The organism is Candidatus Sericytochromatia bacterium (assembly GCA_035285325.1).
In the GTDB taxonomy this organism is placed as follows: Bacteria; Cyanobacteriota; Sericytochromatia; order S15B-MN24; family JAQBPE01; genus JAYKJB01.
Map to the genome: position 1 here is coordinate 1 of JAYKJB010000058.1, position 11663 is coordinate 11663.

Annotated in this window: 12 protein-coding genes; 3 read left to right on the top strand and 9 right to left on the bottom strand. The window is 69.8% G+C overall.

Going from position 1 to position 11663, the window contains the following annotated elements; translation table 11 throughout:
- Window positions 1-343: 343 nt before the first annotated feature.
- The 8 genes from VKP62_07430 to VKP62_07465 form a co-directional block, all read right to left on the bottom strand.
- On the bottom strand, window positions 344-1735 hold the full coding sequence (locus VKP62_07430) for a S8 family serine peptidase (GenBank protein MEB3197021.1): 1392 nt from the start codon (window positions 1733-1735) through the stop codon (window positions 344-346).
- A 161-nt stretch (window positions 1736-1896) separates the two neighbouring features.
- Window positions 1897-3165: a hypothetical protein gene (locus VKP62_07435; GenBank protein ID MEB3197022.1), complete on the bottom strand. Its 1269-nt coding sequence runs from the start codon at window positions 3163-3165 to the stop codon at window positions 1897-1899.
- A complete protein-coding gene (locus tag VKP62_07440) occupies window positions 3162-5030 on the bottom strand; it encodes a kelch repeat-containing protein (protein MEB3197023.1) in 1869 nt (622 codons plus the stop codon). Before VKP62_07440 ends, VKP62_07435 begins: the two co-directional genes overlap by 4 nt.
- 28 nt (window positions 5031-5058) lie before the next feature.
- Window positions 5059-6288, bottom strand: a complete 1230-nt coding sequence (gene galK / locus VKP62_07445) for a galactokinase (protein ID MEB3197024.1) — start codon at window positions 6286-6288, stop codon at window positions 5059-5061.
- Window positions 6285-7274 (bottom strand): galactose-1-phosphate uridylyltransferase, encoded by a 990-nt coding sequence (gene galT / locus VKP62_07450; GenBank protein ID MEB3197025.1) that lies wholly within the window; start codon window positions 7272-7274, stop codon window positions 6285-6287. The genes galK and galT overlap by 4 nt, the downstream gene beginning before the upstream one ends.
- A gap of 2 nt (window positions 7275-7276) precedes the next feature.
- Window positions 7277-8269, bottom strand: coding sequence for a UDP-glucose 4-epimerase GalE (gene galE, locus VKP62_07455; GenBank protein MEB3197026.1), 993 nt, complete (start codon window positions 8267-8269; stop codon window positions 7277-7279).
- 16 nt (window positions 8270-8285) lie between these two features.
- Window positions 8286-8477, bottom strand: a complete 192-nt coding sequence (locus tag VKP62_07460) for a hypothetical protein (protein ID MEB3197027.1) — start codon at window positions 8475-8477, stop codon at window positions 8286-8288.
- A 46-nt stretch (window positions 8478-8523) separates the two neighbouring features.
- The gene (locus VKP62_07465; GenBank protein ID MEB3197028.1) at window positions 8524-9516 is read right to left on the bottom strand and encodes a hypothetical protein; all 993 of its coding nucleotides are present in this window, start codon (window positions 9514-9516) and stop codon (window positions 8524-8526) included.
- A gap of 108 nt (window positions 9517-9624) precedes the next feature.
- Here VKP62_07465 and VKP62_07470 point away from each other — a divergent pair, with 108 nt between their 5' ends.
- The 3 genes from VKP62_07470 to VKP62_07480 all read left to right on the top strand — a co-directional run bounded on the left by VKP62_07470 (window position 9625) and on the right by VKP62_07480 (window position 11397).
- Window positions 9625-10500: a GNAT family N-acetyltransferase gene (locus VKP62_07470; protein ID MEB3197029.1), complete on the top strand. Its 876-nt coding sequence runs from the start codon at window positions 9625-9627 to the stop codon at window positions 10498-10500.
- A 126-nt stretch (window positions 10501-10626) separates the two neighbouring features.
- Window positions 10627-11112 carry a ribonuclease H-like domain-containing protein gene (locus tag VKP62_07475; protein MEB3197030.1) on the top strand — a complete coding sequence of 162 codons (486 nt, stop codon included), beginning with the start codon at window positions 10627-10629 and terminating at the stop codon, window positions 11110-11112.
- Window positions 11113-11136: 24 nt separating this feature from the next.
- Window positions 11137-11397, top strand: a complete 261-nt coding sequence (locus VKP62_07480) for a hypothetical protein (GenBank protein ID MEB3197031.1) — start codon at window positions 11137-11139, stop codon at window positions 11395-11397.
- A 13-nt stretch (window positions 11398-11410) separates the two neighbouring features.
- Here VKP62_07480 and VKP62_07485 read toward each other — a convergent pair.
- The coding region (locus VKP62_07485; protein MEB3197032.1) for a PD-(D/E)XK nuclease domain-containing protein at window positions 11411-11663 on the bottom strand (253 nt) is incomplete at its 5' end.

Here is an 11663-nt window from a genome sequence, read left to right on the forward strand (position 1 = left end):
AGTGAAAAGCCGCGCCTGAGGTCCAGCTGGCACGCAGGCAGCGACACCAGCTGCCACGAACGAACCCGCCAGCATCAGGCTGAGCCAGGGGGCGCGGCGCTTGTTCTCGAACCTCTCAGGACGCATAGACCAGATATACCCATGAAGCAAGGGTTGCTGACAGTGATGGTGCGTCGACCAAGCCGTGCTGCCCGCCCGCGCGGCGCGTCAGCTTTGGGACGGGAAGGCGTGATGTCATCCGTGCGATGAGGTGCATGCGCATCAGACACTGGTCGCTGTTACTCGGCTCGATCCGGGTGTCGATGGGCGGGTGTTGTGGTCCAAACCGCATGTCCGCAGTCCTTCAGGGCGACGCTTCGATGGTGGCGGGCCTGACCGCCCGACCCGCGTCCAGCCGCCCCTCCCCGGCCAGGTCATCCCGTCCGGGCAGGCCCAGGTCCGTGACCGCCCGCAGCAGGCGTTGCCGCAACAGGTCCACGAAGGCGCCATTGGCTCTGGCGTGCTGCGGGTCATAGCGGGCCGTCACCAGGGCGGCCACCCCGGCCACGTAGGGCGAGGCCATCGAGGTGCCGCTGAGGTATCCGTAGGCCCCTCCGGGCAGCGTCGCGTAGATCTCCTCGCCCGGGGCCACCAGGTCCAGTCGTGCGCCTCCGTTCGAAAAGGCGCTCACGCCCTCCCAGGTCGCGTGGTGAAAGGCACTGCCGACCGCCAGCACCCCGGAACTGTTGGCCGGTGAGGCCACAAAGGGAGCGGCGTCGTTGCCGCTGGAGGCCACCACAAGGATGCCCGCCGCACGGGCGATCGCCGTCGCCTCGGTATAAAGGGCGCTGACGTCGGCACTCGACTTTCCCAGGCTCATGTTGATCACCCGCACCCGCGACCCGTCATCTGGGCTGGGGCGCCAGTTCACGGCGTGCATGAAACCGCGTAGAATCTCCGTGTCGGTACCGCCATCCGGTCCCAGCACCTTGATCGGCAGGATTCGCACCCCCCACGCCACCCCGGCGCCACCCTGCGCGTTCTGACCATCGGCGCCGACGATGCCTGTCACGTGCGTGCCGTGGCCATCCGACTCATCCGTGACGTTGCTGGTCGGCGAGGCCCCGTCCAGCGCATTGAAGGGCGTGACGACTCGCCCCGCGAATTCCGGGTGGGTCACGTCCAGGCCCGAGTCCAGCACCGCGACGACGATGCTGGCCTGACTCGCCGGCGACACCAGGGTCCAGGCTTCGCGGGTGTTGGCGCTGGCCGTTGCGTGGGCCCACTGCCGCGGCAGGTCCGGCTCCGTGAACTTTCGCATCCGGCCCTCTCGCACCAGCCCGCGCACCTCGGGTACGGCGTTGACGCGTTGTCGCCAGGCGGCCGTATCCCCGCTTTCGGGCGGCTCGACCCGCACCAGCCATCCTTCGCCCCAGGCCACGCGGGTCGTCAGGCGGCTGTCGCGGAAGGCCGGGCTGCGCAGCAGGCGCTCTAGCCCAACTGTATCCGCCACGCGCAGCAGGTAGGCGCTTGTGTCGGGTTGGGTCTTCCCAGCGCTTGCGATCCGCGCGGGAGGCGCGGTCGGATCTAGCGTGCCCAGGTGAGGGCCGTTGAGCGACGACAGCGGGTCGGGCGCGGGACGGGTGGATTGCCAGGCCGCCTGGGAGGGGGGAGCGGACGGCGCGGCCGAGGGCTGGCGCGTGAGCGGCGAGGAGGCGGCCTGTCCGGCAGGTGCGGGATGGACAGCGGTTCTCACGGCACGTGCCTCGGTGGCGCCGCTGTGGCGTTCAGGCCTCGGCACGGTCGGGTGCTGGACTGTCGGCAGACGACAGCCCAGCAGGAGGCCCACGGTGAGGACCAGCCATGAACGCTGTCCCCGGAGGGGCCGCAGGAGGGGGGAAATGCCGCGGCGCCGTCTCATGGTCGGTAGACCTCGACCGTCGTGAGCGGCAAGCGCGCCTCTCCGTGCCCACCGATGGCGAACAGGCGCCCCTCGTCCGCCACCAGCGTCAGCAAGGCGCGTGGCGTCGGCATACGGCTCACCACCTGCCAGCTGGGGTTCGGCAGGGCCGGGTCGAGGCACAGGACGTTCTCCTGGAGCGTGCCGTTGCCGTCCTGGCCCCCCATCAGGTAGATCTTGCCCTCCCAGACGGCTGCGGCGCCGGAGTGGCGGGCCACCGGCAAGGCTGGCGGGGCTCCGGGGAGGCCGTCATCGCTGCTGCGCCAGCTGTTCAGCTGGAGGTCGAACACCATGACCCGGGTCTGGGCCTGAAGGCTCCCGTCTGTCGAGAAGGAATAGCCGCCAATCACCCACCCGCGTGAGCCCACCCGCGCGCCGGCGGAACCTGCCACCCCGTGAGGCAGGTTCGACGCGTTCTGCAGGGCCCGGGTGTCCATGTTCAGGAACTGGTTCCGAACAAGCACCTGCCCCTCCGCCTCGCCTCCCGCCAGGAACAGCAGGTTGCCGTTGCTGAAGCTGGCCGGGGCCCGCACGGGCAAGACGCCGGTATTGAAGACGGTCGGGGCCGCGCCCACCGTGTAGCGGGCCACCCGCCCGACGCTACCGACCAGCAGGCCCCCTGCCGTGAACAGCTGGTCCTGATAGACGCCCGCTCCAGGCACGCTCAGCCCCGACTCGTCCTCGTCGGTATCGTGCAGCTCCCAGGCAAGGGACGTTGGTCCGCTCAGCGCCAGCGTCTCGTAGGAGCCTCGGGGGGTGCCCTCGACCGCCACCAGGTGCGCGCCCAGGCGGCCCGCCACCAGTCCGGCGCGCGGGCGGCGCAGGGGCGGCCAGAGGCTCCAGTTCTGGGAGCCGGCTGGCTGCAAGCTCAGGTCGATTCGCGCGGTCCCTGAACTCGGGGGAGGCGGTGCGCCCCCGCCGCCTCCTCCGCCCCCGCCTCCGCCACCGCCACCGGCCGCACGGGGCGGGGCGACGGAGGGCGCCGGTGAGGCCGGGACGGTGTCCGAGGCCGGTAGCCACGGCGAGGGGGCGTCAGAGGGACTGACAGGAGTTGGGGGGGCGGCGATCGCCGCCGGCTTGAGTTCGCTGCCCGTGGCCACGGGATTCCCTGCGGCGGGGGCCACTCCCGGCGACCCGCCCGTCGCGGCGGTGCCGGCAGGCGGCAGGGCCTGGCAGGCGGCACAGGCCAGAGGAAGCAGGATACAGGGTGTGAGGCGGGCGCTCATGGGCCGATCGCCTCCACCGTCCTGACGGGCAGGGCACCCTCCTCGCTGCGACCGAGCAAGCCGCCGGCCACCAGCAGGCGACCGTCCACCAGCCCCATGCCGGCGAAGGCGCGCGGGGTCCTCAGGGGCGCCTTGCGCTCCCACGTCCCGCTGGCCGGGTCGAACACCTCCACCGCGCCCGAGAGGCGTCCGCGCCCATCCAGGCCGCCGGCGACCCAGATCCGTCCCCCCACGGAGGCGGCGGCGGCCCCGTAGCGCGCCGTGGGCATGCTGGAAACCTGTCGAAACTGGCTGTCCTGGCTCGGGTTGTAGGCGTACACGTCGCTCAGGTCCTGTTCCATCAGGTTCAAGAACCCACTCAGCACGCTTTTGCGTCCGCCGAACAGGTACCAGGTGTCCTGCACGACGGCACTGGCACAGCCATAGCCGGCCGCCGGGAAGCTGGGCAGCGAGGTGGTGGCCCAGGCGTTCGCGACGGGATCGTAGCGGTGGGTCGTGCCGCTGCTGGGGAAGGGCCAGGACGGTCGGCCACCCGTGACGTAGAGGGCCCCACCGAGGCTGGCCGCCGCCATGAGCTCCGCGCGCTTGCCGTCGGGCAGGGAGGGCAGCATCTCGGCCGTGCCGCTGGCCAGACTCAGCCGACGCACGCCGCCGACGGGGTCGAAATCGGGCCCGAGGCCGCCGAAGAGGTAGAGGCGATCGCCGTGGACCGCCCCGGCGGCCCCGCTCACGGCGTGAAACCCGTTGACTGCCGGCAGTTGCAGGGCGCTGGTGGCCGGGCTGCCCACCAGCGCCAGGTCGTCGGCGAAGGCCGGCCAGGCCGGCGTGGTGGCGCTGGGGGGCGCTTGCACCTGACCACCGGCCAGCACCAGAGCGGCACTGCCCCCGGGCAGCGACACCACCCCGAAAGCGGCTTCGCCGCGCGGCACCGGGAGCGACGGCGCCGCATCGACGCTGCCGAAGGACAGCGGCAACTCGAGGCGCTGGCCCGGCGCGAGGTGGACCGTGTGGCTCTGGGAGGCCAGCCCGTCGGCGCCGAGGGGCAGCAGCTGCAGTGTCCAGGTGCCTGGCGGCACCGGGCCGAGTTCGCGCACCTCGCCATCGATCGTCAGGCCCAGCGAGGTGGGGTCGGAGAGCGCCACCCGGGCCTCGGCGCCCGGTGGCCAGTCCTGGGGCTGTAAGAGGAGCCGGGCCGGCGTGGGCAGGAAGGCGGGCTGGACGGTCGGCAGGCTGCCGGAGGCGTGCCAGGCCTGGGCGATCGCCGAGACGTCGAGCAGTCCCGGGTGGGAAACCCGAAAGTGCCGCTGCCAGGCCTCCACGGCCGGGGTGACCTGGCTGAAGTCGAGCGATTCGACCAGGGTGGTGCTGGCGACCAGGTCGCGCTGGCGCAATTCTTCCACGATTGCCCCGGCCACGGTCGAGGCGGGGGTCAGCGCGAAGCGGTTCTCGCCGCCGACGATCGGTCCCAGGCCGCGCCAGACGCCGTTGGGCAGGGGGGCCAGGTTGGCATCGAGCGAGACCACGCGCACCAGCACGCGCGGCAGCAGCGGCAGATCCGCCAGCACGGCCTGGCTCGGCCCCGGCGCGAGTTCCACTTCCCGCACGGGTTGCCCCTGCGCGTCGAGGAGGCTGATCCGGTAGCGGGCGGGCTGCAGGTCGAACGCGAGCAGGGACCGCCGACCCGCCTGCAGGGCGGTCCAGTCGAGGCGCAGCCAGGCGTTCGCCGGGGTGGTAAGGCCAGGCGGGCCCGCCTCCCGGCCGAGCCAGGCCGAGGGCTGGCATCCCAGCAGCAAGCCGGCCAGCAGCAGCGGCAGCCGGCCACCCAGACGGAAAGGCTGGTTCGAGCGGGACAGCCGGGCGATCACGCTGGATTTGTACCCAGCCTGCGCGCCGTCAGCCCAGGCCCGCCCGCTTCATCGGGCTGTCGAGCACGCTGGCGCCGGCAGTCGCCTGGCAGACCCAAGCGGTGGCGGTCAGCCCGGTGCGCGCATGGTAGGCGCTCAGCACCTCCGCCTGGTAGGCGTCGACTCGATCCGCCGGCAGCAGCGCCACCGTGCAGCCCCCGAAGCCGGCCCCGGTCATGCGCGCGCCGATCGTGCCCGCGAAGGCCTGGGTCAGTTCCACCAGCACGTCCAGCCCTTCGCAGCTGACCTCGAAGTCGTCGCGCAGGGAGGCATGCGAGGCGATCATCAGGCGGCCGAAGCCGGCCAGGTCCCCACGCCCCAGGCATTCCACGCCCTCCAGTACGCGCTCGTTTTCGCTGATCACGTGGCGCGCCCGCCGCGCCACCAGGGGCGGCAGGTGGCGTTCGTGGGCAAGGAAGTCATCCAGGCTCACATCGCGCAGCGCCTTCACGTCGTCGCGTTTCAGCCGCGCGGCCAGCAAGCGGACCGCTTCCTCGCACTGCGCCCGGCGCTCGTTGTAGGCGCTGTCCACCAGGCCGCGGCGCACGCCGCTGTGGGTGATCACCAGCGCCACCCCCCGTTCGGCCAGGCGCAGCGGCACCGGGCGCGCCGCCAGCGAGCGACAATCGATCAGCAAGGCCGCGTCGGCCCGCCCGAGCGCGGAGATGAACTGGTCCATGATGCCGCACTGGACGCCGATGAAGCGGTTCTCGGCCTTTTGCGCCAGCAAGGCCAGTTGCTTGGGCGCCACCCCGGTCGCCATCATCTCGTTGACCAGGGTCCCGACCGCCACCTCGTAGGCGGCGGAAGAGCTCAGGCCCGCTCCCTGCGGCACGTTGCCGGCGATCACCGCGTCGAAGGCGCGCACCTTGAAGGCGCACGCCTGCCAGATCGACAGCATGCCCCGCATGTAGTCCACCCAGGGATGTTCCTCGCTGCGCACCAGCTGGTCCAGCGAGAAGCGGTCCTCGGCCTCGTACTCCAGCGACCAGACCCGCACCTCGCGGTCGAGCCGATCGGCCTTCGGCGTGGCGGCGATGATCATCTCCCGGTCGATCGCGGCGGGAAAGACGAAGCCGCCGTTGTAATCGGTGTGTTCTCCGATCAGGTTGACCCGTCCCGGCGCCCGCACCAGGTACTCGGGCGGGGCGCCGTAGCGCGCCACGAAGGCGTCCACGACGGCTTGCGCGCGCGGGGGGAGCGTCGCCTGGCCCGTCATGCCTGCCCCCCCAGTTGCGGCGCCAGCGCCCGCAGCTCGGCCGCCTTTTCTTCCGGCAAGGTGTCGTTGATGAAAGTGCCGGCCCCGCTCTCGCAGCCGGCCAGGTACTTCAGCTTCTCGCGCGTGCGCAGCGGCGGGTAGAACTCCAGCCGGAAGTGGCTGCCGGGCCGCTCCACCCCATCGGTCGGCGCCTGCTGCATCACCATGATGTAGGGCATCGACATCTCCCACAGGCCGTCGTACTTGCGCAGCACGGCATGCAGCACCTCGGCGAAGGCCCGGTCGTCGGCGGCGGAGAAGGCACTCAGCGAAGGCAGATGCGCCTTGGCATAGAGGTGCACCTCGTAGGGATAGCGTGCGTAGAAGGGCACCAGCGCCACGAAACGTTCGTTCTCGGCCACGATGCGCCTCCCGTCGGCACATTCGCCGGCCAGGATGTCGCAATGCAGGCAGCGGCCCGTGGCGGCGTGGTGGGCCGCCTCGCTCGCCACCGAGCGCTCCAGGCGCGGCGGCAGGTACGAGAAGGCGTAGATCTGCCCGTGCGGATGGTGCAGCGTGACGCCGATGGCGGTGCCCTTGTTCTCGAAGATGAACACGTAGTCGATCTCGGGGCGAGCGCCGAGTTCCTCGTAGCGATCGCGCCAGACCCGCGTGAGACGGACCAGGTCGTCCTGCGAGGCCTCCGCCAGGGTCGCGTTGTGCCGGGCGCTGTAAAGCACCACCTCGCAAACACCCTGCGCCGGGCGCACCGGCATCAGTTCGCTGCCGTCCACCGCCGGCTCGGGCGGGGCGGCGTGAAAGCTGGGGAACTTGTTGTCGAAGACCACGAACTGATAGTCCTCGGCCGGGACCTCCGTGGGAAAGCCGCCCGCCTTGGTCGGACAGAGCGGGCAGTAGTCCGGCGGAGGCAAGAAGGTGCGGTCCTGACGGTGCGTGGCCGTCACCACCCACTCCCGCAGGACCGGATTCCAACGCAGTTCAGACACGGTCAGCGCACCTCGGCCGGACTGGCGTAGCCGTTGGGGTGTCGCTGATGCCAGGCCCAGGCGTCCGCGATGATCGTCTCGATCGCCGGCTTCACCGGGTTCCAGCCCAGTTCCTCGCGAATCCGCGCGCTGCTGGCCACCAGCACGGCCGGGTCGCCTGCCCGTCGCGGCATCACGCGCGCCGGGATGGCATGCCCCGTCACGGCCCTGGCCGCTTCGACCACCTGTTTCACGGAGAAGCCGGTTCCGTTGCCGAGGTTGTAGGTCACGCTGCGCTCGCCGAGCACCCCGAGCGCCTTGATGTGGGCATCGGCCAGGTCCTCGACGTGGATGTAGTCGCGCACGCAAGTGCCGTCCGGGGTGGGATAGTCGTCGCCGAACATCCCGATGAACTCGCGCCGTCCCTGGGCCACCTGCAGGATCAGCGGGATCAGGTGGGTCTCGGGGTCGTGGTCCTCGCCCACCCGCTCGCTGGCGCCACAGGCATTGAAATAGCGCAGCGCGGCGTAACGCAGCCCATAGGCCCGTTCATACCATTTCAGCGCCTTCTCGAAGGCCAGTTTGCTCTCGCCATAGGGGTTGGTCGGCGCGTGGGGGAAGTCCTCTTCAATCGGCCAGCGCGTCGGCTCCCCGTAGACCGCCGCCGTCGAGGAGAAGACCAGCTTGGTCACACCGGCGTCGCGCATGGCATCCAGCAACACCAGGCCCTTGGCCACGTTGTTCTGGAAGTAGCGGGCCGGATGCTCCACGCTCTCACCGACCAGGCTGAGGGCCGCGAAGTGCATGACCGCGTCGATGGCGTGGGCCTGGAAGACCGCGTCGAGGGCCTGGCGATCGCCCATATCGCCCTGATAGAACGGCACCTCGGGCGGCACGGCGGCCCGGTGCCCCTTGGTCAGGTTGTCGAAGACGATCGGGCTCAGCCCGGCCGCCCGCAGACGCTCCACCGTGACGGAGCCGATATAGCCGGCTCCCCCGACCACCAACACGTTCATGCGATCCTCCTTGCGTTCACGCGTCCACGGCGGGCGCGGCAGGGGGCGGCGCGCCGGCGTCGCCAGGGGCTTCGAATTCGTAAAACGTCACGCGACGACCGTCGTCCTCGCGACGGACCTCGCGCTTGTGCATGACTTCCGGATGGGGGGCGTCCACGGTCGGCTTCCTCGTCTCGATGATCGGTTCCGGCTGGGGCGGTGGGTTCATGACTCGCGTCTTCACTGGAGCGGGGCTTCTCGGTCGAGCAATCTGTTCAGGACAGCTTCAATTCGAGTTGCCAGGCCTTGCGACCTTGCGGGGGCAGCATGGCGTATTCTCGATAATGCCGCACGGCCAGCGCCAGGTCGTCCTGCGCGCCGATGCACGGTTCGATCGCCAGATTGAAGTAGGGCGACACGCCGGGAACCCCCGACCACCCCCCGAAATTCAACCACAGGCCCATGTGGGTGACCTCGGTCGGGTCGAACTGCATGCGCAGCTCGGAGCCCAGGAAGATGTCCTGCAAAGCCACGTAGCCCAGGTTCGGCGCCTTGCCCCAGAGCTTGACCGCCAGCCCGGTGGCGGTATCCGGCACGACCGACAGGTCCCACTGCCGCCCATCGACATCGTTCACGAGCGGCCACGGCACCGAGCGTCCCAGGCGTCCGAAGCGGTCCTGCGCCGACCCGTAGACCATCATCTCGCGGCTGGGCAGGATCACCTTCATACCGGGCGTGATGTTGAAGACCGGGTGGCTGCTCCAGATGAAGGGGAAGGGATAGGGCGACAGGTTCACCACGTTGTAGGTCAGGCGCAGCGAGGGTTCTCCTCCCACCATCCACAGCGAGCGCTCGAAGCGGTAGGGGAAGCGCACGCCGTGGGTGTGCAGGCGCACCTCGATCTGCGAGCCGTCGCAGTGCGTGTCGGCTTTCCAGGGCAGCGACCAGACCTCCCCGTGGTCGGGAATCTCGGTGCCATCCCAGGGGCCCCCCGGAAAGCGCGTCGCCGCCACGCTGGGAAAACATTCGTCGAAGCCGCCCAGGTCGTGCGCCGCCACGTAAGACGCCCCGTAATCCGGCACTTTCGGTTCGAGCGCCGGGTTGCGCCACATCCACTCGCGCATGGTCGGCAGGTGGACCAGGCTGGCGATCTTGCCGCCGAGGGCCGGCACCACCGTGCATCGCAGCATGCCGTTTTCGAGCATGACCGCATCGAAGCCGCGCCAGGTGATCTTCTCGAGGCGACAGGAGGCTGCGGAGCGAACCAAGCGAGCACCATCCTCATACGACGCAGGCTGGCACCCTCGTGCGATGACGCCACGCCCGGGACGGGTTAACCTTATCACAGGTCGATGCCTGAGGCGAGGAGACGGGATGTGACACAACTGATCGATCCGACGCTGGCCCGGGAGGCGGAACGCCCCGGCAAGCTGGTTCGGCTGCGCAAGGAGCATCTGGAGAGTGTCACGGCCTTCCTGGCACGGGAACCCCTCGACACCGTGATGCTGCTCGACCGTCTGCTGGAGGACGGTTTGCCGGGCCGCCTTTCCCAGGAATTCATGGGGTACCGGGCCGGAGACGAATGGCTCGGCGTGGCGTACTTCTCGGGCGACATCGTCGTCTACGCCCCGGATGCGCGGGCGATCGCCCCCCTGGCCCAGTACGCCCTGCAGCGCATCCCCCTGGTGCCGCGCGTGATGGGTCGCCAGGAGACGGTGACGCACTTCTGGGAGGTCTTCTGCCAGGCTGACCGTCCGTTGCAATTCGACCGCGTGCAGTGGCTTTACAGCTTGCGCCGCGAGGACCTGGTCGGGGAGGCGGATCCGCGCGTGCGCCTGGCCACGCTGCAGGAGGCCACCGAGGTGGCGTGTCTGGCGGCGGCCATGAGCGTCGAGGAAATCCAGCTCGACCCGATGGGGGACTTTCCCGTGGCCTATCGTCGCCTGATCGAGCATCGCATTCGCATGCAGCGCATCTGGGTGCTGGAGGAAGCAGGTGAGATTCGCTTCCAGCTGAACCTGAACAGCCTGACGCCCCAGGCGGCTCAGCTCACGGGCGTCTACACGCCGCCGCAGCACCGCGGCAAGGGCTATGCCGCCGCGGGCCTGGCGGCCTGTGCCCGGGCAGTTCTGGCCCAGACCGACGCCCTCTGCTTGCTGGTCAACGATTTCAACACCCCGGCGCGTCGCCTTTACGAGAAGCTGGGGTTCCGCCAGGAACATGCCTACCGCGCCATCTTCATGGTCGAGTGAGTTCGCCTTGCGCCGCGCCCCTTCCCAGCGCGCTGGGCGCCTGGCGGGGTATGCTATGACATGGGGCCGCAAGAGCGGCCTGCAAGGGGCCGGCGGACGAGGCGACGGCTCGGGAGACGCCGCCGTATGGGCCTGTACCTGGATATCGAGACCACCTATCAGGGCGAATTGACGGTGGTGGGCCTGCATCACGCCTCGACGGGCACGGTGCAGCTGGTGGCGCCCGACATCACGGCCGCCGCGCTGGAGGCTGTTTTGCCCCCGGCAATCTGCGTCTACACCTACAACGGCGATCGCTTCGACCTGCCGATCATCAAGCAGCAGGTGGGCATCGACCTGAAACAGCGCTACCGCTCGGTCGACCTGATGAAGACCTGCCACCGCCAGCGCCTGTTCGGCGGGCTCAAGGGGGTCGAGCAGAAGCTGGGCATCACCCGGCAACTCGAAGGCCTCAGCGGCAAGGACGCGGTGGCGCTCTGGTACCTCTGGCAACGCGACCGCGACCAGGCCGCCCTGGACCGCTTGCTCGCCTACAACCGCGAAGACGTGGAAAACCTGGTACAACTGAGGACCTGCCTCGAACAGCGTCTGACGCGCGGGGCCAGCCTCTGACCCTCTGCCCGCGATGTCGTTGCCGTGACCGAACTGCCCTCGCCCGCTCCCGTTCCACCCGCTGAGACGCCGGCCGCCCGCCCGCCTCGCTCGATGCCGCGTGCGGCAATCCGGGCGATCGCCTGGTCGGGACACTTCTGCGGCGTGATGACCTGCTTCATGGTCTACTTCACGCTGCGCCACCAGTTCTGGCTCGGCTGGGCGGTCTTGAATGCGGCCGTGGCGGCCTTCATGTTCGCCGGCTCGGCCTGGCTGCAGTGGCAGTTGCGGCGCGGCAGGGCTTGAGGACTGCGCGGGCTCAGCCCGGCGCGACCTCGAAGCCCACCAGGTTACGCTGCTCCCGGCTAAACTCGATGCCGACCAGGGTGATGGTGACGCCCGGTTCCCGGTATTTCTCGGCGTAGCCCTTGGCCTGCAACTGGGCCAACGCGCGCCCCTCGGGCACCTGCTCTACAACTTTGAATTCGAACAGGTAGACCTTAACGCCCACCCGCAGGGCCAGGTCGATGCGGCCCTTGTTGGTGGCATCCTCGACGCGGGCATCGAGGCCC

What these genes read in the sequence shown, in the direction of transcription:
- galK (MEB3197024.1), bottom strand. Translation starts at nt 6,288, where the DNA reads ATGACGGGCCAGGCGACGCTCCCCCCGCGCGCGCAAGCCGTCGTGGAC.
- VKP62_07435 (MEB3197022.1), bottom strand. Translation starts at nt 3,165, where the DNA reads ATGAGCGCCCGCCTCACACCCTGTATCCTGCTTCCTCTGGCCTGTGCC.
- galE (MEB3197026.1), bottom strand. Translation starts at nt 8,269, where the DNA reads ATGAACGTGTTGGTGGTCGGGGGAGCCGGCTATATCGGCTCCGTCACG.
- VKP62_07475 (MEB3197030.1), top strand. Translation starts at nt 10,627, where the DNA reads ATGGGCCTGTACCTGGATATCGAGACCACCTATCAGGGCGAATTGACG.
- VKP62_07460 (MEB3197027.1), bottom strand. Translation starts at nt 8,477, where the DNA reads ATGAACCCACCGCCCCAGCCGGAACCGATCATCGAGACGAGGAAGCCG.